Here is a 23619-nt window from a genome sequence, read left to right on the forward strand (position 1 = left end):
TTGATTTGTATTCTCGTAAGGTTGTTGGCTGGGTAACAAGCCGGATAAACAACGCCGAGTTAGTTATTAAAACCCTGAGAAAAGCATGGTCAGCACGCAAACCTAATGGTTCTAACTTGCTCTTTCATTCAGATCAAGGAGCTCAGTATGTCGCAAAGGAAACAGTGAAGTGGTTAACGAATAGAGGTGTCACAGTGAGTATGTCTAGAAAAGGTAACTGCTGGGATAATGCGTGCTCAGAAAGCTTCTTCGCGCAGTATAAAAAGGAGTGGATAAAGAATTTAAATGAACTGAGTCGTAGTGAAATGACAACACAAACGTATTTTTATATTGAAAAATACTACAACTCAGTAAGAAGGCATGGCACCCTAGGGTATAAAAGTCCCATGCAGTACGAACAAGTTAATTAAACCCCGTGTCTACTTTATCGGGGTCAGATCATAAATCTGAGAGCTGACGGCTGAAAGCTGATGGCTCTTTGAACCATCGCGCGAAATAAATTTCACGCCTACAGTACTCCTTTACTCTTTCCCCTTGTAGCTCGCTAACTTTTTTAAATCTGACTGCTCTGAGTGTGTTGGGTTTCGCTACGCTCTACCCAACCTACGAGCTCGCTAACTCGTACAATTTTCCGCCTCATGGGTCAGTTGTTTGAGTGCGATGATTTGGCCTTGTTTGTTCTGGTCTAGGGCGAGTAGGTCACCTTGGTGAATATGAGTATCTAGGGTGCCGTGTTTTTGTAGTTCTTCAAGGAGTGATTGTTTAATTTGTACGATGACATTTTGCTCGCAGTCGGCGATATACCAGTCGTTATCAACACTGACTAGACGGCCAGTGAAGCTGGTGCGGGCTTGGTGATTGGCTAATGCTTGTTGGTAGTTCGCATCTAGGTTTTGTTTTTGTTGTTTAAGATTACTCACATAGCTGCCTTTGGCGTCGAGTTCGTGTACCTCAAGCCATTGATAATCTGATAAATCCACGGCGTAAACATCGGTTAATTCACGGTTGTTGTATTGCAGCATGACAAAGCCAAGAATCGCTAAAGCAGCAAAAACACCGGTCATTTGCAGGCCTAAAAAGCGCTGTGGTCTTGGTGTTGCCGACTGTGGCTTTTGCATGTGTGAAAGCTCGTCGCTGCTTAAGCTGTGCTCTGCCTTACGTTTTTGAAAATGTGCTTTTAAATCAGCATCGAGTTGCTCGTCGTTACGCTTCATGATGGCCTCCTAGTTGTTGTTTCAGGTTTTGACGGGCATATCGCAGCCGAGTTTTAATAGTCTCTGGGTTACTTTGTGTGATTGCAACAATGTCTTCGAGACTAAAGCCTTCTTGTTGTAAGGTCAGCGCTTCACGTTGTACAAAGCTAAGCGCCATAAGTGCTTTATCAAAGGCTTCATAGTCGTAGTGATAACTTGCATCCTGAGATTCAGCAAATAGTTGGTTATCTTCTAATTCAACGAACTTTTGCTGCTTACGAAATTCATCAATTAATAAATTACGAGCTAAGCGAAAAAGCCACGCTTTTGGGTTGTTTTGATCATTGTAAAAGTTGCGTTTATCAATAACTTTTAACCAGGTTTGCTGGCATATATCAAGGGCAAGATCTTTATTACTTTGTGTAACTAGATAGTGATAAAGATCGTTCCCGTATTGAGCAACGAGTTGGTTAAGGTAACGGTTGTCGCCCGTTTTGGCATACTGCGCCAAACAATCTGTATTTGGCTTGTCAAATAACCATGTCTTGATGCTCATTAGCATAGGCAGTTATCCATCTATTTTAAAATCAAGTTGAACGCTTTGGTTTGTTTGCAATTGTGCCACACCTTCAACAACTTTAGGGCGATATTTCCAACGTTTAATGGCGCGAATTGCTTCACGGTCAAATACCCGTTTAGGCTCAGCATCAATAATAACAGGATCAATCACTTCACCAGTCGGTGAAATACTAAAGCTAATTTGCACCCAACCTTCAATGCCGTCGCGAGCTGCTACCGGAGGGTACTTAGGGTTAATACGCACAATTGGCGTTGCATCTCCTGTTGGTTGATTAATAGTTTTGCTCAGTGTGTCGCCAATGTTATCGAATGTCATTGTTGGTGTTAAATCAGCTACCACAACTGTTTCGGTCGTATCAATGGTTGGCCGCGGTGGCACTTTTGGTGGCATTTTTGCAACTGGCGGTGGCGGCAGTGTTTGCTTTACTTGTACTTTTGAGTCTTCCGGTACTTCATAAATTTCAACCGTGATGTCTGGGCCTGTTGTTACATCGGCTCTTTGCTCAGCAGAAATTAAGTACTGCATAAATGCAAATGCTGCAAAGGTCATGACACCACCACCAATAATTGCTGCGGTTGTCTTTAAAGCAGCATTGCTGTTATTCAAGCTTGCTGAGTTTAGTGGTAAAGTATGCATAGCCGTTCCTCTTTGGATAATTGCTTTCATAGCTAAAACGGCTGGCAAATAAAAAAGGGGTGAAATTTTTTTCACTTTTTATTTTTCACAAGTTTTTTAGGTTGTTATGAAACTTATTCAAATAGATAAAGCCCGTTACCGTAAACATTTAAACCAAGTAATTATTGCTTGTGTAATTGCTTTAGCCGTTGGCAGTTTAGCAATTTCACAAACGTTGATAGCGTTACTTCCTGATCCAAGCGGTAGCCATTTTCATTGGAACCTATTAGGGGTTGTTGTGTGTAGTTTGCTGGTGGGCTTTGTGCTTAATAAGTACCGAAATCATGATTACATGACTGAAATTGTCTATGTATGGGAGCTTAAAAAAGCGCTGAATAAAATCACCCGTAAAATGCCAAAGTTAAAAGCAGCAGGGCGTGAGGGCAATGCCGATGCTTTATTAGCAATTCAATACAGTTATGCGGGGTCACGTTTGTTATGGCAGCTTGATGACAACACTATTACCATGGATGAGTTGGCAATTAAGCAGGCTGAGCTTGATAGTGTTGCGCAGCAGTACAATTTAACTTTAGATGTTGATAAGTATGACGAAAAGATACTAAATCAATACTAAAAAGTTGTCTTTGTACCTATTTTGCTTTATTTTTTGTTGCGTCAAAATTTTAAAGATTGTGAACAATGAAAAAAATAACACATACAGTTGTCTCGTTGCTGCTACTAGGCCCCACTTTTGCTAGCGCTAATGATATTAGTTTTTCGATTGGTGGTGGCTATCCGTACTTTGTAATACCTGAAGTATCTGTTGCTAGTGCTGACTTAAGCCAGCGTTGGTATGGCAATTATAAGATAGGCCTTGATGATGGTTTTTCTGCGGGTTTTGAGCAAGCTATAAGTGATAATAATAAACATGCAATCGGCTTGCTGGTTGGCGCATTAGGACACAGAGAAGTAGATACTCAGTGCGATGAATCTCAAAATAGCGATGAACTTACAGCAGCATTTGCCAACGCAATTGGTTGTGCTCTCGCTGAAGCGTTTGATGAAGAAACCACTAATGGTATTGGGCTTAGTTACAGCTATAATTTCAGTGGCTTAAACCAAGACGGTTGGCGATTGAGGTTTGAATTAGGGTACGGTGAAGCCTCAAGCGATGATGATAAACGTGTTGATGGTGGTATCAACTTGAGTTATGAGTTTTAAGGAATTTTTTGAAGCAAATAATAAAGGTGGTTCATTTTAATGAAGAAGATTTTGATTGTTTGCTTAGGCAATATTTGCCGCTCACCCACAGCTGAAGCGGTGCTTCGTAGTCGAGCAAAGTCATTAGGTATTAATGTCAAAGTTGATTCTGCTGGCACCATTGGTTATCACCAAGGTAATCCACCAGACTCACGCTCAAAAGCAGCAGCCGAAAAGCGCGGCTATAGTTTTAAAGGAATTTATTCGCGACCTGTGACTCAAGCTGATTTTTATGAGTTTGATTTAATCCTCGCAGCCGACAAGCAAAATCTTGCTGATTTAAAAGCCCAGTGTCCAGAGCACTTACAATATAAGCTGTCGCTATTTTTAAGTCATGGTGACGCAGGGGAAAGCGAGATCCCTGATCCCTACTATGGTGGCGATCAAGGCTTCGAAAAAGTACTCGATTTAATTGAGAACGCAGCAGATAAACTACTTAACAAGATATGATAGGGTCGCACTGCGACCCTGTTATTTAGTTGTTGATTTTAAAATCTAATTGCACCCGAGAAGTCGCAGCAATAGCTTGCCCATTTTCAAACTTAGGGGCATAACGCCACTGTTTTACTGCTTTAACAGCTTCTCTTTCAAATGCAGAGCCACCCTCAGAGCCAACCACAGTAATGTTGTCTACAAAGCCTGACGGGGTTACTTCAAACTCCATTACGACACTGCCATCTTCCATACGTTGAACTTTTGATTTTGGATATTTAGGATGTACGCGGTATAACGGCTCTTGTTCTTGGCTTTCTTTCCACGGCACCATTTTCGCAATCGCTAAGCAATGTTTAGTTGCTTCATCGCTTTTACCTGTTTTTTCGTATAGGTGAACTAGCTTTGAATGGGCGTTTAATTCGGTTTGATGATCAAAGTCTAGCTCTTGATCAAATACGCTTACCACGTGATTTAAACGCTCAATGGCGGTGCTGTATTTACGTTGATTTTCTGCAAATGCGGCAACTAAAAAGTCAGCGCTAATACGATCGACAGCGTTATTTGGTAAATTCTCTTGATAGTAATCATCGGCTTCTTCAAGATATTTCTTTGCTGTGTAATAGCGCTCACCAGTGCCTTTATATGCAAGGATACGAGCGGCGGTCATTTTTGCATCTGCAACAAGCTTGGCGGAGTTTTGTTTTTCAGCAATGGCAATGACATCATCTAAATACGTATCTGCACGCTTAGCTGAAGGTGTTGATTCTGCCATGCCGATTAATGAGTCATACACTTGTGCACTGAGTTTACCGTGATTTTGTTCTAGTATTTCGTAGGCTGTACGATATAACTCAAAGCGTTGCTCTTGCTCGCTTTTATCTAAGCTGTTTGCATAGTTAATAGCAAGGTTCGCAGTGTTGTCGGCGCTTTCGCCATAAACTTTTTTGCCTAGTTCAAACGCTTTTTTTGCAAGCTCACTACTGTCTTGCTGATTTTTTACAGCGGCGACATAAGCGCGGTAGGTGTCGTTAAACTCTTGTGTGGTCGTTTCATTAGCCATGCTTTGCTGGCTAAATAAAAGTGCCATGCATAAGGCAAGCGAGCTCTTTTTCATAATATTCCTTATTATTTTGCCCTGAGATAGAGAAGGGAATTAATACTAGTTGATGATAATCATTATCATCATTAGGTGCAAGGTAGCAAGTTACACTCGCTGTGTCACTGTTGAATATTAAGATACATAGTATGTTTTTATTAACAATTTGAACAAGGTCTGACTGTTTATCGAGATTAAACTAATCTATTTTTTCGAATATTTTGAATGTGATTTTTTAAAACGCATTACAATTCAATTAGGTAGCTGTATGACGGCGAGTTTTCAAGTGTTTGATGAGCGCCACTAAAGCGAGGCGCAAAGCTCGTATCTTGGGGTGGTTTGAGTGTATAATACTTGAATTGCTGGTAACTGCCTCAATATTAGTTATCACTCGTCGTATGTTGCATCCTTACAACCTCAAGCTGTTGTAATCACATTTGCAGTATCGCATTTATTTTTTAATTTGGATTTGTCGTGGCGCAAGTAAGAGCAAGAGTCCAGCTGAATGTTGGCAAAAACAGTGATATCCCTGCAGAAATCGTATCTTTTAGTGGCTTAAATGATGGCCAAGAACATGTCGCTTTAGTGTTTAATCAAGCCGACACAGAGCAAGATGTTCCTTTAATTCGAATGCATTCAGAGTGTTTAACGGGCGATGTATTTCACTCTTCACGTTGTGATTGTGGTGAGCAATTAAATGAGTGTATCGAGATGATGCACCAGCAAGGTGGTATTTTACTCTATTTACGCCAAGAAGGCCGTGGTATTGGCTTATACAATAAGATTGATGCTTACGTATTACAGTCGCAAGGTATGAATACGTACGAAGCAAATAACCATTTGGGTTTTGCTGATGATTTACGTGATTTTTCAGACGCTGTATTAATGCTCGAAGCATTGAATCAAAAGCATGTTAAGTTAATGACTAACAACCCAAATAAGCTCAAAGCACTGCGTGATGCGGGTATTGAAGTTGATTCAGTGGTTGGCACTCATGCGCACATTAAAGCGGGTCTGGTAGGTAACCGAGCTTACCTTGAAACGAAAATCAAACATGGCTCGCACATGCTTGATATTAAAAAAATTAAAAAGCCTGAGTAAATTTCACAACAGGTGACTATAAACAAGCGGCGCACCCAGTTATACTCGGTGCGTTTTGTCGTTATTGAATGAGAAACTATGTCGATCGAAGTACGTATTTTTAAAGCTGATGCGGGCGTTAAATGGTTTAAAGCTGGGTGGGAAATCTTTAAGCTGCAACCTTTGACTTTTATTTTAATGCATCTGCTAATCGTGATAATTAGCTTTTTGGCATTGCTGCTACCTTTACTGCAAGTTGTTGGTGCGTTTGTGACGCCATTTTTGATGGCAGGTTTTTATCAAGCTGTGTTAACTAAGCAGCAAGGCGGGACTATCAGCCAAGCTGATATTTTTAAGCCATTTAGTAATAAAGGAAACCGTATAGGTTTAGTGCGTGTGGCTGTGTATCAGATGGCGGCAGGTATTTTATTAGCCTTACTGTCTAATTTCATTTTTGCAGATGCCTACGCAGTTATTTCGAGTCAAACTTTCGACCCACAAAACCAAACACATATTGCCGATTTATTAGCAACCATTTCAATGGGGCAAGTTGCGGTATTTCTATTGGCGATCTGTGTGTATTTAACTGCTTTTGCCTATGCAGTGCCTTTGGTTTATTTTCAAAAGCAAAGCAATATGTTTCAGGTTTTAAAAACCTCATTCATGGTGTTTTACCATAATATGGCGCCACTTGGTGTTTATGGCCTAATTTGCGCTGTTTTAATGGTGATCTGTATTCCTTTATCGTTTATTCCACTATTGGTTTTAATGCCAATTTGTTACATTAGCTTCTTCGTGTCTTTTCAGGCCATTTTTATGCCAGTTGTGCCAAAAGGTGATGACCAAACAAAAGCACCTGAAGCACAGTCACAATCAGGACGCTTTGACGCGTAATGGATGATAAAGAACAAAAGTTAAAGAATTACGTACTTTGGTTATTGTCTCGACAAGATTATTCGCGTCGGGATTTAACGCGAAAGTTACAGCAAAAAGAGGCGACACCTGAGTTTACAGAGCGCTTGTTAGATTGGTGTGAATCACACAACTTTATTAACGAACAGCGCTATTGCGAAGGGTTTGTACGCCGCCATTTAGCTAAGTATCATGGTGTAAAACGCATTCAGAGCGAAGCAATGGCAAAAGGGATAGATCGAGCACTACTAGACAAGACGCTCGAGGAGTTCGAAATCGATTGGTTTGAACTCGCAAAGGACGCATATTTAAAAAAGTTTTCAAATTCAGGTAAAGAACTCGACCAGAAAGAAAGAGCGAAACGTGTACGCTACTTGATGTATCGAGGCTTTAATTACGAACAAATTGATTTTGCAATGCAAGCACAGCAATAAACGGGTGAGATTTTCACATGCAGCATATGACTACCGCACAGATCAGGCAACAGTTCTTAGACTTTTTTGCCTCTAAACAACACCAAATTGTTCCTTCAAGCTCGCTGATCCCGGGTAACGATGCCACGTTATTATTCAATAACGCCGGTATGGTGCAATTTAAAGATGTATTTTTAGGTGCGGAAAGCCGCCCTTATTCACGTGCAACCAGCTCTCAACGTTGTGTACGCGCAGGTGGTAAACATAACGACCTTGAAAACGTAGGCTACACTGCACGTCACCATACATTCTTTGAAATGCTAGGTAACTTCAGCTTTGGCGATTACTTCAAGCAAGACGCAATCAAGTTTGCGTGGGAGTTTTTAACTGATGTTGTAAAACTACCGCAAGAAAAGCTCCTTGTTACTATTTATCATGATGATGAAGAAGCCTTCAACATTTGGCATAAAGAAGTGGGTCTAAGTGAAGATCGTATTATTCGCATTGCAACTAGCGATAACTTCTGGTCAATGGGTGATACAGGTCCTTGTGGTCCATGTTCTGAAATCTTTTACGATCACGGTGAAGAAATTTGGGGTGGTCCTCCAGGTTCACCTGAAGAAGACGGTGACCGTTTCATCGAGATCTGGAACCTAGTATTTATGCAGTATAACCGCCATGCCGACGGTACAATGGAGCCGCTTCCTAAGCAGTCTGTTGATACAGGTATGGGTCTTGAGCGTATTTCTGCAATTTTACAAGGCGTGCACTCAAACTACGAAATCGATTTATTCCAAGCGCTTATTGCAGCTGCGGCCAAAGTAACAAACGCACAAGATTTAGATGATAAATCGTTACGCGTTGTGGCTGACCACATTCGTTCGTGTGCGTTCTTAGTATCTGACGGCGTTATGCCGTCAAACGAAGGCCGTGGTTATGTATTACGTCGTATCATTCGTCGTGCTGTTCGTCACGGTAACAAGCTAGGCGCAAAAGGTGCTTTCTTCTATAAGCTAGTTGCTGCGCTAATTGAGCAAATGGGTCAAGCGTACCCTGAGCTTGCAAAGCAACAGGAAATTATTGAAAAAGTACTGCGTATTGAAGAAGAGCAGTTTGGTAAAACACTTGAGCGTGGTCTGGCTATTTTAGAAGAAAGCCTAACTGACATCGAAGGCGATGTGATCCCAGGTGACTTAGTATTCAAACTTTACGATACTTACGGTTTCCCAGCTGACTTAACGGCAGACGTGGCGCGTGAGCGTTTTATGACGATTGATGAGCACGGCTTCCAAGAGTGTATGGCTGTTCAGCGTAAGCAAGCACAGCAAGCGGGTAAGTTTGGTGCTGATTACAACCAACAACTTAAGTCTGAAAAACACACAGACTTTAAAGGTTACGATGCAGAACATTACACAGGTACTGTGGTTGAACTTTTCTCTGAAGGTCAATCGGTTTCTGTACTTGAAGATGGTCAAGAAGGTATCGCAATCTTAGACCGTACACCGTTCTACGCTGAATCAGGTGGTCAGGTTGGTGACACGGGTGTGTTAAAAGTAGCTGGTGGTGAGTTTGTAGTGACTAACACCACGAAACTTGGTAATGCATTTGCACACCATGGTCGTGTACAAGGTCGTATTGGTACAAACGATAAAGCAGAGGCAACCATTGATGCAGCACGTCGCGATAGCATCAAGAAAAACCACACTGCAACGCATATCTTGCATGAAACATTACGCCAAATTTTAGGTGAGCACGTAAGTCAAAAAGGTTCACTAGTTGACCCTGAACGTTTACGTTTTGACTTCTCACACTTTGAAGCGGTAACAAAAGACGAATTACGTCAAATCGAGCGCGCGGTAAACGATGAAATCCGTCGTAACTTTGCGCTTGAAACTGAGCTAATGGCTATCGAAGATGCAAAAGCAAAAGGTGCGATGGCATTATTCGGTGAAAAATACGATGACGAAGTGCGCGTAGTAACCATTGGTGATTACTCAATCGAGCTATGTGGTGGTACTCACGTTAAGCGTGCTGGTGATATCGGTTTATTTAAAATCGTATCAGAAAGCGGTATCGCTGCCGGTATCCGCCGTATTGAAGCGGTAACGGGTGCTGAAGCAGTTGCTTATGTAAGTGAGCAAGAGCAACAGTTAAATGATGTTGCAGCGCTAGTTAAAGGTGATAGCAGCACAGTACTTGAAAAAGTAACTGCGTTACTTGAGAAATCAAAAGGCCTTGAGAAGCAAATTGCACAGCTTAACGACAAGCTAGCAAGTGCGGCAGGTGCATCGTTACTTGACTCTGTTGTTGAAGTGAACGGTATTAAACTGCTGGTTGCTGATGTTGCAGGTACTGAGTCTAAAGCACTACGCGGCATGGTTGATGACCTGAAAACGAAGATTGGTTCAGGTGTTATTGCCCTTGGTGTAGCTAATGGCGACAAAGTAAGCCTAATTGCCGGTGTAACTAAAGACTTAACAGGTAAAGTGAAAGCTGGTGAACTTGTAAATCACATGGCTGCACAAGTAGGCGGTAAGGGCGGTGGTCGTCCTGATATGGCGCAAGCAGGTGGTACTCAGCCAGAGAACCTAGCTGCAGCCTTAGAAAGTGTAACGGCTTGGTTAACTGAGCGTTCTTAATCACTAGTGGCACTTATCGTCCAAAAATTCGGTGGCACCTCAGTTGGCTCAATAGAGCGAATTGAGGCCGTCGCCGACCTTGTTGTAAAAACCAAACAACAAGGCCATCAAGTTGTGGTGGTGCTCTCGGCGATGTCGGGAGAAACTAACCGTCTAATTGAACTCGCTAAACAAATCGATTCTCGACCCAGTGCTCGTGAGCTTGATGTATTGCTAACCACCGGTGAGCAAGTGTCGGTCTCTTTACTCGCTATGGCTATTATTAAACGTGGTCACTCAGCGGTAAGCTTACTTGCTGATCAGGTCAACATTCGCACCGATAACATGTTTGGTAAAGCGCGGATTGAAGAGATTGCGGCGACTCGTCTAAAGCATGAACTTGAACATAACCGGATTGCTATAATAGCGGGCTTTCAGGGCCGCGATATTGAAGGCAATATCACCACGCTTGGTCGCGGTGGTACTGATACCTCTGCGGTTGAGATTGCAGGCGCTATCAATGCCGATGAATGTCAAATTTACACCGATGTTGATGGGGTATACACCACCGACCCACGTATTGAGCCTAATGCGCGACGTATGAGCCATGTTACCTTCGAAGAAATGCTCGAAATGGCTAGTCTTGGGGCTAAGGTACTGCATATTCGTAGTGTCGAAGCGGCAGGAAAATATAATATACCGCTCAGAGTGTTATCGAGTTTTAACCCGGATCAAGGGACCTTGATCAGTTTTGAGGAGCCGGATGTGCAAGCAAACATTGTGTCGGGTATCGCCTTTAATCGTGACGAAAGCTTGATTTACGTCAATGGCGTACACCAAGGAACGGAAAACCTTGCAAAAATTTTGAAACTTTTTGCAGAATTTGGCATCGAAATAGATATGATTAATCAAGTTAATCATAACTTTGAAAAAATAGACTATGCTTTTACTGTGCACACGAATGATTTTGAGCAAGCCCTTGAAATTTTGACCAGTAACCAAGATGGTATCAGCGCAGAATCTATTAAAGGGATCAGCAATGTTGCCAAGGTGTCTGCAGTAGGTGTAGGGATGAAATCTCACTCTGGTGTGGCAAGTTTATTTTTTAATGCCCTTGCCGATGAAAACATCAAAGTGATGCTTGTATCGACATCAGAAATAAAGATATCAGTTTTAATTGACGAAAAGTATTTAGAACTGGCTGTACGTGCGCTACACAAAGTTTTTTTAACCGAAAATGAATAAGATCTAGAGTTTTTACTTACTTTTAAGTCTAGATTTCATTAGAATGTTTTTGACGCGGAATCTTTTAATTTTTTGGAACATGGGAGCAAGAGAATGCTAATACTAACTCGTAGAGTAGGTGAAACCCTAATGATCGGTGACGAAGTAACAGTTACTGTTCTTGGTGTTAAAGGAAATCAAGTTCGCATTGGTGTAAACGCACCGAAAGATGTATCTGTACATCGTGAAGAAATCTACATGCGAATTCAAGCAGAGAAATCTAACCCAAATCCGGGCAACGTTTAATCAGCGACAGATATTTTAAGAGCCACTCACTGAGTGGCTCTTTTATTTAGTTCGGCTGTCATTTCATCATTTAGCGCTTGTTTAGAAATATATTGCATACCGCGCTGTGCCTTTAAAATATAACCTCGCTCAGTTTCAATAATCTCACTAATCTGTTGCCAGCTTAATTGGTAGCTTTTATGCGGGTTTTCGGCTTTCACCCCATCATCATCAAATACGATAGTCACTTCGCTGCCTGATGCACGGCTCATCATTTGTCTTGCGACCCACCATGGGCGCTTGTAATAAAACGATAAGCACTCAACGACGGCAAGCATAATCATAAAGCTACCAAGGTAATGATTCTCTAATTGATAAAACGCCAATAAGCCTAAGGTTATTAACAATATCAACAGCGGGTATTTAGGCTTGGCTTGAGATGAATAAGGCAAAGACTCATCAAAGCATTCGTAATAATACGGTTTATCTAGTGTGTAAGTTGTACTTAATGTCATTTGGGGACTCAATTAATCGACTGGCAGCAGTTTAACATTGATAGAAAAAAACTGCCGCAGTTGGTTTTCATTTAGTTGTCATTATGAGAGCTTAAGGTATCTGTATTTTTTAGGTGTAAGTTGTATGTTTGTTAGTTCAATGTCATTAGCACTTGCAATGACCACAAATACTTTTTTAGTTATGGGCGATATGCCATACACCCCGATTGATGAAATTAATCTCGCCAAAGGCGGAAAAATTACTAAAGCAATCGCAGCAACACCCCATGGCTTTTTAATGCACCTTGGTGATATGAAATCGGGAGCACTTGCTTGCACGAACAAGCTTTTGCAAACAAATAAAGCGTTATTGACGTCGTTGACCAAACAGCCTTTTATTTATACCCCCGGTGATAATGAATGGACCGATTGTGACCGAGAGAAGCTATCGGTGCGTTTTGATGAGCTTGAGCGCCTAAGCTTTGTTAAAGGCCTAATGTTCGACGATGCTTATACACAAAAAGCACAGCAACTACAGGGTTATGCCACACAAGCTGAAATGCTAGAGAATGCCCGTTGGCAGTTTGATGGTATTGAGTTTCGTACTTTGCATATACCGGGCACTTTTAATGGCCGCTCGCAAATTTTAAAAAGTGACAAAAACGCAGCACTTGATGCCGCTGACAAACGTGATAAGTACAACTTAATTTGGTTAAAACAAGCACTTGTTCAACAAGATGCTAAGGCCTATGTGTTTGGCTTTCAGGCTGATATTTACCACCCGACCAGTAAACCCACTTGCAGTGAATCACAGCGCTCTAATTGTGATGCATTTAAAATATACCGAGATGCCATCAGCGACTTCGCAAAGCACACTAAGAAGCCTGTGCTTGTAATGCATGGTGATACCGGCCCATATTGCCAGCAGCCGTTAGCGAGCAACTTAACGCGTTTAAATGTCCCCGGAGATTTTGCTGTAAGCGATGTCGCAAAAGTAAGTTTTATCGACGGCCAATGGCATATAGCAAGTGTAACGACAAATGTGCCCCTCACTAAGGTATGTGAGTGATAACGTTGGGTAGAACGGAGACGCACTCAGAGCCGTCAGCTATCAGATTAAAACCCAACAAGTTAGCGAGTTTCTAGAGAAAGGAGCTATCAGCTTTCAGCCGTCAGCTATCAGATTAAAACCCAACAAGTTAGCGAATTTCTAGAGGAAAGAGTAAAGTTATCGAGTTTGAGGCTCACGTAGGCGTGAAATTTATTTCGCGCGGTGGTTTATAAAGTCATCAGACTTTAAACCCAAGTTAAGACTTGTAGGAGGCGTTTTAACGCCGAAAAAACTCACGCTATAGCCAAAAGTTCACGGTTAAAACCATTCCTACGATTATCTCAGATCTCATGCATCATTTAAAAAACAAAAAAGCGGCACTTGGCCGCTTTTCTTAAGTAAGGTGTGCTATTAGCAGTTAGTTTCTTCTGCGTTAACACCTTCTTTTACTTCTTCACATGCATCTTCAACTGCATTTTGTGTATCAGTAATTGCTTCGTCAATACGCTCACCTGCGTCTTCAGCAGAGTTGTCTTCACAACCCATGATGAAAAGACCTGAAAATAGGGCGATAGTTGCGGCTTTTAAAGTTGAATTTTTCATAATGAAATTCCTTGTAAATTTAAAAAAAGTAAGTGGTTATCTGCTTTTAACTACTTAGGGACGTTGCCTCTAAGTGCTCCTGATACCAGCGAAATAACAAGTAATACTAAAAATATAAAAAAGATAATCTTAGCGATGCCTGCAGCGGCTCCTGCGATACCGCCAAAACCTAACACTGCTGCGATTAACGCGATAACTAGAAAAGTAATTGTCCAGCGTAACATAGTGGTCTCCTTGGCTATTTAAATTTTCTTAAGTTCGATGTAACTGAAGCGAGTTCTGTGCCAGAACTTTTATTTTATATATTTCAATGGGTTGTGTGTTTTTGTTGTTCTTTAGAGGGTTCATCATTTGGTAACTTTTACGAGTAAGCATGTAACTTATTCATAGTGATATTTTTTCATATTGAGATGCATGAGAAAAAGAGATAATGCACCAATAAATGGTAAGACCAATTTAACATTGTTTGGGTTGGCTACCTCTAACACCTTGTTGTGTGTGGTTTTTAGCCATTTTGTTGCTATTAATTAATAGTTCAGCATATAACGACTGGCTATATTGATTATTTATATCATCTATAGCGGGGCTTTAAATGCATAAATAGTGGGGTGTTAATTGTATGTATGTCATGTTATTTTAAATTTAATTGGTTTTACCAATTTACAATGGTGCTATACAAATGAATTTTGTTTGTTATTATTGGTGCATAATTATTTAACAAAAATAACTTTTTATTTTAAGTAAGCGAGGGGAGTCGTATGGATATAGGTGGATTACTCACCACTGCGGCCAGTTTGATGGTGACAGGCATGGTAGGCGTGTTTGTTTTTCTGACTATTTTGATTTCAGCAGTCACTTTAATGTCAAAGGTAGTGGGTCGATTTGATGATCCTGCAATTGCAGAACCTACGCGTACAGCAAAAATTCAACCTCAACAGGGTGTGCCACAGGCACATATTGCAGCAATCAGCGCTGCAATTGCTCAATTTCGAAATAAACAAAAATAACGGGGCAGCTTAAACATGGCTAAATTAAAACTAACCGAATTAGTATTGCGTGACGCACACCAGTCTCTTTTGGCAACGCGTATGCGCTTAGACGACATGCTACCCATGGCAGAAAAACTCGATAATGCGGGTTATTGGTCAATTGAATCATGGGGTGGTGCGACGTTTGACTCGTGTATCCGTTATTTAGGTGAAGATCCTTGGCAACGTATTCGCGAGCTAAAAGCGGCAATGCCAAACACTAAGCAACAAATGCTACTACGCGGACAGAATCTTCTAGGTTACCGTCATTATGCTGATGATGTAGTCGAAAAGTTTGTTGAGCGTGCCCACAAAAACGGTGTTGATGTTTTCCGCATTTTCGATGCGATGAACGATGTGCGTAACCTTGAAACTGCCATTAAAGCTGCTGTTAAAGTAGGTGCTCATGCCCAAGGTACTATTTCGTACACAGTAAGCCCAGTCCATACGCTTGATATGTGGCTTGAGCTTGCAAAACAACTAGAAGATCTTGGTTGTCATTCAATTTGTATCAAAGATATGGCAGGTTTATTAAAGCCTTATGATTGTGAACAGTTGATCAAAGGTTTAAAAGAAACTGTGTCTATTCCTATTGCGATGCAATGCCACGCAACCACAGGTTTAAGCACTGCAACTTATCAAAAAGCGATCGATGCAGGTATCGATATGCTTGATACGGCTATTTCGTCAATGAGTATGACCTATGGTCATAGCGCCACAGAAACCATCGTTTCAATTGTAGAAGGCACTGAGCGAGACACAGGCCTTGATTTAAACCAATTAGAAGAAATTGCTGCTTACTTCCGTGACGTACGCAAGAAATATGCTGCATTTGAAGGCAGCCTTAAAGGCGTTGATGGACGTATCTTATTAGCGCAAGTGCCGGGCGGCATGTTAACTAATATGGAAAATCAGCTTAAAGAGCAAGGTGCTGCTGATAAACTTGATCAAGTATTACTTGAGATCCCGCGTGTTCGCGAAGACTTAGGTTACATTCCACTCGTTACACCAACCTCGCAAATTGTTGGTACTCAAGCGGTACTTAATGTGTTGACTGGCGAGCGATATAAAACCATCACTAAAGAAACTGCGGGTGTGCTCAAAGGCGAGTATGGTGCAACACCAGCACCAATGAATAAAGAGCTGCAAGAACGTGTACTAGATGGCGCTGAAGCAATCACTTGCCGTCCTGCTGATAAGCTTGAGCCTGAACTTGAGAAGCTTGAAGCAGAGTTATTAAGTGAAGCTAAAGAGCAAGGTTTAGAGCTTGCTGATGACGTGATTGATGATGTGCTTACTTACGCATTATTCCCTCAAATTGGCCTTAAGTTTATTAAAAACCGTAACAACCCTGATGCGTTTGAAGCAATTCCAACGGGTGAAGTTGCTAAGTCAGAAAGTAAACCAGCCGCTTCAAGTCCTGCAAAAGCAGAGCAATACAGCGTTAAAGTTGACGGTAAAGTTTACGATGTCGTTGTAGCGCAAGGTGGTGAACTAAAAGAAGTAACTCTAAAAGACAGTGAGTTAATTCCTCAATCTGCCTCAGCGTCTGTTAGCGAAACCTTAAACGCGCCGTTAGCAGGCAATATTTTCAAAGTGAAAGTAAAAGCTGGCCAAACAGTAAATGAAGGTGATGTGGTTATCATTATGGAAGCAATGAAAATGGAAACAGAAGTTCGCGCCGCACACTCAGGTACAATTGCAGAAGTATTAGTGGCAGAGGGCGACTCTGTTGCCACTGGCGATGCGCTAATCGCGCTAGCATAGGAGACAGAGGATGGATGGTGTTTTAAACCTCTGGCATGCGACAGGTATTGCTAACTTTACCTTTCCTGCATTAATAATGATTGCGGTAGGTTGCGGGTTATTATATCTCGCAATCGCCCGTAAATTTGAGCCATTATTGTTATTACCTATCGGCTTTGGGGCTATTTTAACTAATATTCCTGTAGCCGGGTTATCTGAACCGGGTGGTTTGCTTTATTACGTGTATCACATAGGGATTGACTCTGGGGTGTTCCCACTTTTGATCTTTATGGGCGTGGGGGCGCTTACAGACTTTAGTGCCTTGATAGCAAATCCGCGTATGTTGCTGTTAGGCGCGGCTGCGCAGTTTGGTATTTTTGCTACTTTATTTGGTGCAATTCTACTTAACTTTATTCCTGGTTTTGAGTTTACACTTCAAGATGCATCGGCCATTGCCATTATTGGTGGAGCAGATGGTCCAACAGCTATTTTCTTAGCATCTAAGCTAGCACCTGATTTACTGGGGGCGATTGCTGTAGCGGCTTATTCTTATATGGCGCTAGTGCCAATTATTCAGCCGCCAATTATGCGTGCATTAACAACGCAAGAAGAGCGCGAAATTCAAATGCCGCAACTTCGTACAGTATCGAAAAAAGAGAAAATTGTTTTTCCATTAATGGTGCTTAGTTTAACCATCTTGTTTTTACCTGCGGCAACACCGCTGGTAGGTATGTTCTGCCTAGGTAACTTGATGCGTGAATCGGGCGTGGTTGATCGTTTAAGCAATAGTGCACAAAACGAAATCATCAACATTACCACCATTTTCTTAGGCTTAGCGGTAGGCTCAAAGCTTGCGGCAGATAAGTTCTTAACCGTAGAAACAATCGGTATTTTGGTGTTAGGTGCATTGGCCTTTGCAATTGGTACAGCGTCAGGCGTGTTTATGGCAAAAGGTCTGAATAAGATCTCTAAATCGCCAATCAACCCATTAGTAGGCGCAGCAGGTGTGTCAGCGGTACCAATGGCAGCACGGGTGGTTAATAAGGTAGGCCTTGAGAGCAACCCGCATAACTTCTTGTTAATGCATGCCATGGGACCAAACGTAGCAGGGGTATTAGGAAGTGCCGTTGCAGCAGGTATTCTGTTAGCGATTGTTGGCTAAGTCGATTTACTTCCAACCGACTGGCGCAGTAATTTTACTGCGCTTTTTTTTGCCTATAGACTAGGGTCACCCTAAAGAAATTGTAGTTAAATGATAGTTGTGTAAGGAAGCCGCCATGAATGTTTTTATTATCTTATTATGCCTTTTTGTTGCCTTGGTTATTCTAATACCGCTACTTGAAAAGTATCAGTCTAGAATGGGGCTTGATGGCGCGACAAAGTATGCAAAGTACATTTGGCCACTGGTGATGATTTCGCTGATTATTCAACTTATCTATGTTCTTTTAAGGTAATAGTTGTATTAAACCGCAGTGCTAACAGTACTCATTTTAGTAAAGTCTATAATAGTTTTAGCCGGGTTTATTTGGCACAAAAAAGCCGCTTCAATTGAAGCGGCTTTTACATGTTTACTTAACTACTTATTTAACGCTAATTGTAACTCACGGTTACGCTGTAATTGAGCTAAGAAGTTATCAGCAATCGGTTTAAACTTAGCTAGCTCATCGCGCGGTAATGGCTCTGATTTAGGAAGTTTGACCGTTTTCGGATTACGGTGAACACCGTTTACTAAGAATTCATAGTGTAAGTGTGGGCCCGTCACACGACCTGTCGCACCAACAGTACCAATCTTCTGGCCTTGTTTCACTTTCTGACCAGTTCTAACCATCTTTTTGTTTAAGTGTAAGTACTTAGTCACATACTGTGTGCCGTGGCTAATAAATACATAGTTACCATTGTATTTGCTGTAACCTGCTTTAATTACTTTACCGTTACCCGATGACACAACAGGTGTACCTGTACGCGCTGCGTAATCGATACCGTTATGTGGTTTTACCGTTTTGGTCACTGGGTGTAAACGACGCGGGTTAAAGCTCGAGCTAATATACTTAAAGTTAACTGGCGCACGTAAGAAAGCTTTTTTCATGCTACGGCCTTCAGGTGTGTAGAAGTTACCATCGGTATGGCGAATAGCGGTATAACGCTCACCTTGGTTAATAAATTCTGCGGCAATAATTTTACCATCACCAATGTACTCACCATCAACATAGTGAGCTTCGTAAATAAGACCAAATTGGTCACCTTTACGAATGTCATTAGCAAAGTCGACATCCCAACCAAAGATGTCAGCAAAATTCATAATTTGACGCTCGCTTAAGCCAGCGGCAATGCCTGATGTCCAAAAGCTATTAGAAATCTCGCCGCCTGCAGATTTACTTAGCGTTTCGATTTCTTTGCTATCGATAGAAGTGTCGTAGTTACCTTCGTCATTTAATGTAACGTATAAGGTATCTGTTTTTGAGATCACATAACGAAGCTGCGCTAAAGAGCCATCTTCAGCGGTTGCAAAGCTTAAGATTTCGCCTGGGTGAATTTTTGTTAACTTACGAGTTTCAGCGTTGGTATTAACTAGTTTGTGTAATGTTTGCGCTGAGAAACCCGCACGTTTAAAGATAAGTGCTAAATTATCGCCATTACGTACTTCATGGTCGATAAGCTCGTATTCTGGAAGTTTTGCTGCTGCTTGCTCCGAATTAAGCTCAGTTAGTTTTTCGTTATCATCAACTTTAACTTGTAATTCGTAGCGTTTGCCAATTTCAAGTGCGTTTGCACTGTTGTCCTTTGATGCGGTGGCTTTTTCAGAAGGCAATAACGCCAAGCCGACAATAGCAGAAACCAAACCGAGAATAAGCAGTTTGTGTTTTTTGGGAAGTTTGTGCACTACGTGAACCATATCGTGCCTTTTCTGCTGTCAAGAAATTTAAATACTAATATCGCAGGATATACCTAAAATAGAGCAAATACCAGTGTTTTGTAGATTTAAACTGGCGCTATTTTACGCTAGAATTGGCCTGCGCGTTAAACTTTTTTGTTTAAAATTGCAGCAGATGTCTATGGTTAAACTAAATCTACATTAGTTAACTAAAGTCCCTTCATTAAATTGCAATAACGCGGTATAAAGAACAATCATGCGCGCTGCCTTCAGGGCTGTTTCTTAAACTATTTAAGTTAGGCTTTTTTCTAGTGTCGCTTTTTGGTGCTAACTAGCTAAATTTTAAAGTTTTTAGCTCTATATTTATAACCCTGACAGGCCACCACGCCCCGGTAGCTGAATTTTTGGAGTAATACACAGTGGATTTACAAACCGCTCTAGCTGAGATAAAACGCGGTGCAGAAGAGATATTAATTGAAGACGAATTAGTCGAAAAGCTAAAGTCTGGTAAGAAACTTAAGATCAAAGCGGGTTTCGATCCAACTGCGCCTGATCTGCATTTAGGTCACACAGTTCTTATCAACAAAATGAAAACCTTCCAAGACCTAGGTCATGAAGTGATTTTCTTGATCGGTGACTTCACCGGTATGATTGGTGATCCGACGGGTAAAAACGTAACGCGTAAACCGTTAACGCGTGAAGATGTATTAGCTAATGCTGAAACCTATAAAGAGCAAGTATTTAAGATTCTTGATCCTGCTAAAACTACAGTTGCATTCAACTCTACTTGGATGGAGAACTTAGGTGCAGCAGGTATGATTAAACTGGCTGCGCGTCAAACAGTAGCACGTATGCTAGAACGTGATGACTTTAAAAAGCGTTATGCCAGCGGTCAATCAATTGCTATCCACGAATTTTTATATCCACTGGTACAAGGTTGGGACTCAGTTGCATTAGAAGCTGATGTTGAACTTGGTGGTACAGACCAACGCTTTAACCTATTAATGGGTCGTGAATTACAAAAAGACGAAGGTCAAAAGCCACAAACAGTACTTATGATGCCACTGCTTGAAGGTACTGATGGCGTTCAGAAAATGTCTAAGTCATTAGGTAATTACATTGGTATTACTGATGAGCCAAACGACATGTTTGGTAAAGTGATGTCTATTAGTGATGAGCTAATGTGGCGTTACTATGACTTATTAAGTGCATTATCTATCGAAGAGATTGCAGCGCTTAAACAACGTGTTGCAGATGGTGCAAACCCGCGCGACATTAAGATTGAGCTTGCCAAAGAAATGATTGCACGTTTCCACAGCGAAGAAGCAGCCGAAGGTGCTCATCAAGATTTCATCAAGCGTTTCCAAAAGAATGCATTACCAGATGAGATCCCTGAAGTAACAGTAACAATTGCTGAAGACACTGTGTTTATCACTAATCTATTAAAAGAAGCGAACCTTGTTGCAAGTACGTCAGAAGCAATGCGTATGATTAAACAAGGCGCTGTAAAGATTAATGGTGAAGAAAAAGTAACGGATACTAAGCTTGAAGTTGCTAAAGGCACTACACAGATTTACCAAGTAGGTAAACGTAAGTTTGCTAAAATCACCTTAGCTTAAATAAGCTAACAGAATAAAAACCAGCTGCGGCTGGTTTTTTTGTGCCTTTTTTTAGTTAATAAACAGCGTAGCCACTTCAATGGCGATGATAAGTAGTAACCAAAATGCTTTCGCTTGATTTAAGCGATTCACTAAAGCGGGAATATCATCGGCATCTGGTAGGCGATCGGTACCAACACGCATTTTATTAAAGCGCTCACCTTGGTAAAGGGCAGGGCCGCCTAATTGCACTTGTAGAGCAGCCGATGTAACACTTAACAGCCAACCCGTATTGGTTTGATAAAAATGTCTGCCATAGTGCTTAATGTAATGAATACATTGTTTGCTGGCATTGGTTGCTGCAATGGTTAATGCAACTAATCGAGTGGGTAACCACTCCAATACAAATAGTAACTTAGCAATGGTAGCCAAAAACGGGTTGTTTGGTTTTTGGTTTTTTCGCCATGCTTGATGAATTAATGTCAGTAAGCGATAAACTAAAGCAAGGATAGCGCCGCCAAGTAGATAAAAGAAGATAACGGCAAAATAATGCCGCGCACTTTGTAACACCAGTGACTCCATGGTTGCTTTACAAATTCCAGAAGCCGATAAACGTGATACATCACGGGCAACAAGGCTAGCTAGTAGCTCTCTAGCAGTCGCTTTTTGGTTGAGCTTGAGCAATCTGGCAATACGTAATGATTTCTTCTCTTGCGCGCGGCTACTGAGTAACAAATATAAAATTAAGCCGCTTAATAACTCAGGATAAAAAGCAAACTCTAAAAACAGCACAACTAATGTCACTATCACTAAAATAGTGAGTGTAAAAGCCAAAGTTGAGGCTAAATATTGATAGCTTTTAGGATTCGTTGGGTTGTATAAACGATCGTTGAGGGCAGAGAAAATAACGCTTAAAAAGGTATTAGGATGATACCAACTAACCAAAGGAAAGAAGCGCTCAGCTAAGAGCGCTACAAAAAATACAATAATGTCCAAATGGTTTTGAACAATATTTGCAATCACCTTATAAACTCACCGATGTTAGCTTCTCTAAAAGAGCAACAACCATTTTAGATGAGTTGATAGATGCAGTTTCGATATACTCTTCAAATGATTGCGGCGACTCTTTGCCAGCAATGTCAGACATTGAACGAATAACAACAAATGGTGTTTCTAGCACGTGACAAGCTTGTGCAATTGCTGCACCTTCCATTTCTACTGCAAGCATAGTTGGAAATTCTGCGCGTGTTTTTTCAATTCTTACCGGGTCACACATGAATGAATCACCAGTACAAATTAGGCCAATCATGGTTTTAACATCGCTGATTTGGCTTACGCTTTGCTCTGCCGCTTCAATCAATTTAGGGTGCGCAGCAAAGCCCGCTGGCATTTGTGGTACTTGGCCGATTTCGTAACCGAATGCAGTAACGTCTACATCGTGGTGACGAACTTCTGAAGAAATAACGACATCACCTACATTTAGCGATGGCTCAAAACCACCTGCAGAACCTGTGTTGATCACACAATCTGGGCTGAAGTTGTCGATTAGTAGTGTCGTTGCTACTGCAGAAGCTACTTTACCAATACCAGATTGAACTAAAGTAACAGTGTTACCCGCTAATTCACCGGTGTAAAAGGTAAAACCAGCTTTAGTCATGATGCTTGGGTTTACCATTGCTTCGCGTAAGATTTTTACTTCTGGCTCCATCGCGCCAATAATACCAACGTGCATAATATTTGATTCCTTAGATTGAATAGGATGATTATACCTAAAAATGTCTAAAACAAACAAAAAAGCAGACCTTAAAGTCCAATGCCGATCAGTTAAGCAATTGACATTTGGCATAATAGGATCAAAATCCGATGATCACAGGTCATCGGATTTTTTTATGCCCCTTAATCATAGCTTCGCCAATATTTCATCATTTATCGATTCTAATATTCACAGCTTGTCGGAAATACTGGATGAGTCTTTAATACAACAAGCACTTGCAGAGTCTGGGGTCGCAACACTCAGGAAGCGCAGGCTACCTCTTGAGCTAATGGTCTGGAGTGTGATTGGCAGCGCATTGTTTCGAGATATGCCTATGACTCAGGTCATTAATCGTCTTGATATTGTATTACCAAGTAAGAAACCTTTTGTAGCTCCTAGTGCGATTGTTCAAGCAAGACAGCGTTTAGGCTCGGAATCTATTCGTCATATCTTTAATATGACTCAATCCCGTTGGCATCAAGACACACCACATCCAAACTGGTGTGGATTAACCTTACTTGGCGTTGATGGCGTGGTGTGGCGTGCAGAAGACACGCCAGCTAACAATGATGCATTTGGTAAGTTGCACAATGACAAACGCGAATCGGCTTTTCCTCAAATTCGTATGGTCTGTCAAATGGAACTCACAAGTCACTTATTGACCGCATCCGCCTTTGACGCCGTTGCGGCTAATGAAATGACGCTCGCTGAGCAGCTGATAGAGCAAACACCCGACAATAGCCTAACGCTGTTTGATAAAGGT

At 41.4% G+C, this 23619-nt stretch carries 26 protein-coding genes; 16 read left to right on the top strand and 10 right to left on the bottom strand.

What is annotated here, in order from left to right:
• Window positions 1-410, top strand: a 410-nt coding sequence (locus IMPJCBKJ_RS08645; protein ID WP_166339814.1) for a DDE-type integrase/transposase/recombinase, incomplete at its 5' end; no start/stop codon positions are given.
• Window positions 411-614: 204 nt separating this feature from the next.
• Here the strand turns inward: IMPJCBKJ_RS08645 and IMPJCBKJ_RS08650 are convergent.
• From IMPJCBKJ_RS08650 to IMPJCBKJ_RS08660, 3 genes are read right to left on the bottom strand one after another with little or no spacing between them, the layout of a single operon-like run.
• The gene (locus tag IMPJCBKJ_RS08650) at window positions 615-1214 is read right to left on the bottom strand and encodes a hypothetical protein (RefSeq protein WP_166339816.1); all 600 of its coding nucleotides are present in this window, start codon (window positions 1212-1214) and stop codon (window positions 615-617) included.
• On the bottom strand, window positions 1204-1755 hold the full coding sequence (locus IMPJCBKJ_RS08655) for a sigma-70 family RNA polymerase sigma factor (RefSeq protein WP_166339818.1): 552 nt from the start codon (window positions 1753-1755) through the stop codon (window positions 1204-1206). The genes IMPJCBKJ_RS08650 and IMPJCBKJ_RS08655 overlap by 11 nt, the downstream gene beginning before the upstream one ends.
• A 6-nt stretch (window positions 1756-1761) precedes the next feature.
• Window positions 1762-2409, bottom strand: coding sequence for an energy transducer TonB (locus IMPJCBKJ_RS08660; protein ID WP_166339820.1), 648 nt, complete (start codon window positions 2407-2409; stop codon window positions 1762-1764).
• 106 nt (window positions 2410-2515) lie between these two features.
• Here IMPJCBKJ_RS08660 and IMPJCBKJ_RS08665 point away from each other — a divergent pair, with 106 nt between their 5' ends.
• The 3 genes from IMPJCBKJ_RS08665 (at window position 2516) to IMPJCBKJ_RS08675 (ending at window position 4098) form a co-directional block, all read left to right on the top strand.
• Complete coding sequence (locus IMPJCBKJ_RS08665) at window positions 2516-3022, top strand: DUF3087 domain-containing protein (protein ID WP_166339822.1); 507 nt, start codon at window positions 2516-2518, stop codon at window positions 3020-3022.
• 65 nt (window positions 3023-3087) lie between these two features.
• Entirely contained in the window at window positions 3088-3609 is a 522-nt protein-coding gene (locus IMPJCBKJ_RS08670) for a hypothetical protein (RefSeq protein ID WP_166339824.1), read from the top strand.
• A gap of 39 nt (window positions 3610-3648) precedes the next feature.
• The gene (locus IMPJCBKJ_RS08675; protein ID WP_166339826.1) at window positions 3649-4098 is read left to right on the top strand and encodes a low molecular weight protein-tyrosine-phosphatase; all 450 of its coding nucleotides are present in this window, start codon (window positions 3649-3651) and stop codon (window positions 4096-4098) included.
• Between the two features lie 25 nt (window positions 4099-4123).
• Here the strand turns inward: IMPJCBKJ_RS08675 and IMPJCBKJ_RS08680 are convergent, their stop codons facing one another.
• A complete protein-coding gene (locus IMPJCBKJ_RS08680; protein WP_054551276.1) occupies window positions 4124-5197 on the bottom strand; it encodes an energy transducer TonB in 1074 nt (357 codons plus the stop codon).
• Window positions 5198-5653: 456 nt separating this feature from the next.
• Between IMPJCBKJ_RS08680 and ribA the strand changes: the two genes are divergently transcribed.
• From ribA to csrA, 6 genes are all read left to right on the top strand, one after another.
• Window positions 5654-6280: a GTP cyclohydrolase II gene (ribA, locus tag IMPJCBKJ_RS08685; protein ID WP_166339828.1), complete on the top strand. Its 627-nt coding sequence runs from the start codon at window positions 5654-5656 to the stop codon at window positions 6278-6280.
• A gap of 78 nt (window positions 6281-6358) precedes the next feature.
• Window positions 6359-7153, top strand: a complete 795-nt coding sequence (locus tag IMPJCBKJ_RS08690) for a BPSS1780 family membrane protein (RefSeq protein WP_166339830.1) — start codon at window positions 6359-6361, stop codon at window positions 7151-7153.
• On the top strand, window positions 7153-7605 hold the full coding sequence (locus IMPJCBKJ_RS08695) for a regulatory protein RecX (RefSeq protein WP_138601891.1): 453 nt from the start codon (window positions 7153-7155) through the stop codon (window positions 7603-7605). Before IMPJCBKJ_RS08690 ends, IMPJCBKJ_RS08695 begins: the two co-directional genes overlap by 1 nt.
• A gap of 17 nt (window positions 7606-7622) precedes the next feature.
• Window positions 7623-10223 (top strand): alanine--tRNA ligase, encoded by a 2601-nt coding sequence (gene alaS, locus IMPJCBKJ_RS08700; protein WP_054551280.1) that lies wholly within the window; start codon window positions 7623-7625, stop codon window positions 10221-10223.
• Between the two features lie 6 nt (window positions 10224-10229).
• Entirely contained in the window at window positions 10230-11447 is a 1218-nt protein-coding gene (locus tag IMPJCBKJ_RS08705; protein ID WP_054551281.1) for an aspartate kinase, read from the top strand.
• Window positions 11448-11540: 93 nt separating this feature from the next.
• Entirely contained in the window at window positions 11541-11732 is a 192-nt protein-coding gene (gene csrA / locus IMPJCBKJ_RS08710; protein ID WP_036970495.1) for a carbon storage regulator CsrA, read from the top strand.
• Between the two features lie 26 nt (window positions 11733-11758).
• On the opposite strand, the gene IMPJCBKJ_RS08715 is transcribed toward csrA, so the two are convergent.
• On the bottom strand, window positions 11759-12226 hold the full coding sequence (locus IMPJCBKJ_RS08715) for a YcxB family protein (RefSeq protein ID WP_054551282.1): 468 nt from the start codon (window positions 12224-12226) through the stop codon (window positions 11759-11761).
• Window positions 12227-12350: 124 nt separating this feature from the next.
• On the opposite strand from IMPJCBKJ_RS08715, the gene IMPJCBKJ_RS08720 reads away from it, so the two are divergent.
• Window positions 12351-13274: a hypothetical protein gene (locus IMPJCBKJ_RS08720; RefSeq protein WP_166339832.1), complete on the top strand. Its 924-nt coding sequence runs from the start codon at window positions 12351-12353 to the stop codon at window positions 13272-13274.
• Window positions 13275-13667: 393 nt separating this feature from the next.
• Here the strand turns inward: IMPJCBKJ_RS08720 and IMPJCBKJ_RS08725 are convergent, their stop codons facing one another.
• On the bottom strand, window positions 13668-13859 hold the full coding sequence (locus IMPJCBKJ_RS08725) for a hypothetical protein (RefSeq protein WP_054551284.1): 192 nt from the start codon (window positions 13857-13859) through the stop codon (window positions 13668-13670).
• A gap of 50 nt (window positions 13860-13909) precedes the next feature.
• Window positions 13910-14083: a DUF1328 family protein gene (locus tag IMPJCBKJ_RS08730; protein WP_064485886.1), complete on the bottom strand. Its 174-nt coding sequence runs from the start codon at window positions 14081-14083 to the stop codon at window positions 13910-13912.
• A 534-nt stretch (window positions 14084-14617) separates the two neighbouring features.
• Here IMPJCBKJ_RS08730 and IMPJCBKJ_RS08735 point away from each other — a divergent pair.
• Genes IMPJCBKJ_RS08735 through IMPJCBKJ_RS08745 form a run of 3 tightly spaced genes read left to right on the top strand, consistent with a single transcriptional unit; the run spans window position 14618 to window position 17795 of the window.
• Window positions 14618-14866 (top strand): OadG family transporter subunit, encoded by a 249-nt coding sequence (locus tag IMPJCBKJ_RS08735; protein ID WP_054551285.1) that lies wholly within the window; start codon window positions 14618-14620, stop codon window positions 14864-14866.
• A 15-nt stretch (window positions 14867-14881) separates the two neighbouring features.
• The gene (gene oadA, locus IMPJCBKJ_RS08740) at window positions 14882-16654 is read left to right on the top strand and encodes a sodium-extruding oxaloacetate decarboxylase subunit alpha (RefSeq protein ID WP_054551286.1); all 1773 of its coding nucleotides are present in this window, start codon (window positions 14882-14884) and stop codon (window positions 16652-16654) included.
• 10 nt (window positions 16655-16664) lie between these two features.
• Entirely contained in the window at window positions 16665-17795 is a 1131-nt protein-coding gene (locus IMPJCBKJ_RS08745; RefSeq protein WP_138602040.1) for a sodium ion-translocating decarboxylase subunit beta, read from the top strand.
• Between the two features lie 414 nt (window positions 17796-18209).
• Here IMPJCBKJ_RS08745 and IMPJCBKJ_RS08750 read toward each other — a convergent pair whose 3' ends face one another.
• Window positions 18210-19526 carry a peptidoglycan DD-metalloendopeptidase family protein gene (locus tag IMPJCBKJ_RS08750; RefSeq protein ID WP_166339834.1) on the bottom strand — a complete coding sequence of 439 codons (1317 nt, stop codon included), beginning with the start codon at window positions 19524-19526 and terminating at the stop codon, window positions 18210-18212.
• A gap of 398 nt (window positions 19527-19924) precedes the next feature.
• On the opposite strand from IMPJCBKJ_RS08750, the gene tyrS reads away from it, so the two are divergent.
• On the top strand, window positions 19925-21124 hold the full coding sequence (gene tyrS / locus IMPJCBKJ_RS08755) for a tyrosine--tRNA ligase (RefSeq protein ID WP_138602042.1): 1200 nt from the start codon (window positions 19925-19927) through the stop codon (window positions 21122-21124).
• Between the two features lie 51 nt (window positions 21125-21175).
• Here tyrS and ampE read toward each other — a convergent pair whose 3' ends face one another.
• Window positions 21176-22126, bottom strand: coding sequence for a regulatory signaling modulator protein AmpE (gene ampE / locus IMPJCBKJ_RS08760; protein ID WP_166339836.1), 951 nt, complete (start codon window positions 22124-22126; stop codon window positions 21176-21178).
• 1 nt (window position 22127) lies between these two features.
• On the bottom strand, window positions 22128-22835 hold the full coding sequence (gene mtnN, locus IMPJCBKJ_RS08765; RefSeq protein ID WP_054551291.1) for a 5'-methylthioadenosine/S-adenosylhomocysteine nucleosidase: 708 nt from the start codon (window positions 22833-22835) through the stop codon (window positions 22128-22130).
• A 157-nt stretch (window positions 22836-22992) separates the two neighbouring features.
• On the opposite strand from mtnN, the gene IMPJCBKJ_RS08770 reads away from it, so the two are divergent.
• Window positions 22993-23619, top strand: a 627-nt coding sequence (locus tag IMPJCBKJ_RS08770; protein WP_166338107.1) for an IS4 family transposase, incomplete at its 3' end; no start/stop codon positions are given.

The sequence above is a fragment of the Pseudoalteromonas sp. MB47 genome (assembly GCF_011319765.1).
In the GTDB taxonomy this organism is placed as follows: domain Bacteria; phylum Pseudomonadota; class Gammaproteobacteria; order Enterobacterales; family Alteromonadaceae; genus Pseudoalteromonas; species Pseudoalteromonas simplex.

Coding starts and splice junctions, on each gene's coding strand:
- IMPJCBKJ_RS08650 (WP_166339816.1), bottom strand. CDS start 1,214: ATGAAGCGTAACGACGAGCAACTCGATGCTGATTTAAAAGCACATTTT.
- IMPJCBKJ_RS08655 (WP_166339818.1), bottom strand. CDS start 1,755: ATGCTAATGAGCATCAAGACATGGTTATTTGACAAGCCAAATACAGAT.
- IMPJCBKJ_RS08660 (WP_166339820.1), bottom strand. CDS start 2,409: ATGCATACTTTACCACTAAACTCAGCAAGCTTGAATAACAGCAATGCT.
- IMPJCBKJ_RS08665 (WP_166339822.1), top strand. CDS start 2,516: ATGAAACTTATTCAAATAGATAAAGCCCGTTACCGTAAACATTTAAAC.
- IMPJCBKJ_RS08670 (WP_166339824.1), top strand. CDS start 3,088: ATGAAAAAAATAACACATACAGTTGTCTCGTTGCTGCTACTAGGCCCC.
- IMPJCBKJ_RS08675 (WP_166339826.1), top strand. CDS start 3,649: ATGAAGAAGATTTTGATTGTTTGCTTAGGCAATATTTGCCGCTCACCC.
- IMPJCBKJ_RS08680 (WP_054551276.1), bottom strand. CDS start 5,197: ATGAAAAAGAGCTCGCTTGCCTTATGCATGGCACTTTTATTTAGCCAG.
- IMPJCBKJ_RS08690 (WP_166339830.1), top strand. CDS start 6,359: ATGTCGATCGAAGTACGTATTTTTAAAGCTGATGCGGGCGTTAAATGG.
- IMPJCBKJ_RS08695 (WP_138601891.1), top strand. CDS start 7,153: ATGGATGATAAAGAACAAAAGTTAAAGAATTACGTACTTTGGTTATTG.
- alaS (WP_054551280.1), top strand. CDS start 7,623: ATGCAGCATATGACTACCGCACAGATCAGGCAACAGTTCTTAGACTTT.
- csrA (WP_036970495.1), top strand. CDS start 11,541: ATGCTAATACTAACTCGTAGAGTAGGTGAAACCCTAATGATCGGTGAC.
- IMPJCBKJ_RS08715 (WP_054551282.1), bottom strand. CDS start 12,226: ATGACATTAAGTACAACTTACACACTAGATAAACCGTATTATTACGAA.
- IMPJCBKJ_RS08720 (WP_166339832.1), top strand. CDS start 12,351: ATGTTTGTTAGTTCAATGTCATTAGCACTTGCAATGACCACAAATACT.
- IMPJCBKJ_RS08725 (WP_054551284.1), bottom strand. CDS start 13,859: ATGAAAAATTCAACTTTAAAAGCCGCAACTATCGCCCTATTTTCAGGT.
- IMPJCBKJ_RS08730 (WP_064485886.1), bottom strand. CDS start 14,083: ATGTTACGCTGGACAATTACTTTTCTAGTTATCGCGTTAATCGCAGCA.
- IMPJCBKJ_RS08735 (WP_054551285.1), top strand. CDS start 14,618: ATGGATATAGGTGGATTACTCACCACTGCGGCCAGTTTGATGGTGACA.
- oadA (WP_054551286.1), top strand. CDS start 14,882: ATGGCTAAATTAAAACTAACCGAATTAGTATTGCGTGACGCACACCAG.
- IMPJCBKJ_RS08745 (WP_138602040.1), top strand. CDS start 16,665: ATGGATGGTGTTTTAAACCTCTGGCATGCGACAGGTATTGCTAACTTT.
- IMPJCBKJ_RS08750 (WP_166339834.1), bottom strand. CDS start 19,526: ATGGTTCACGTAGTGCACAAACTTCCCAAAAAACACAAACTGCTTATT.
- mtnN (WP_054551291.1), bottom strand. CDS start 22,835: ATGCACGTTGGTATTATTGGCGCGATGGAGCCAGAAGTAAAAATCTTA.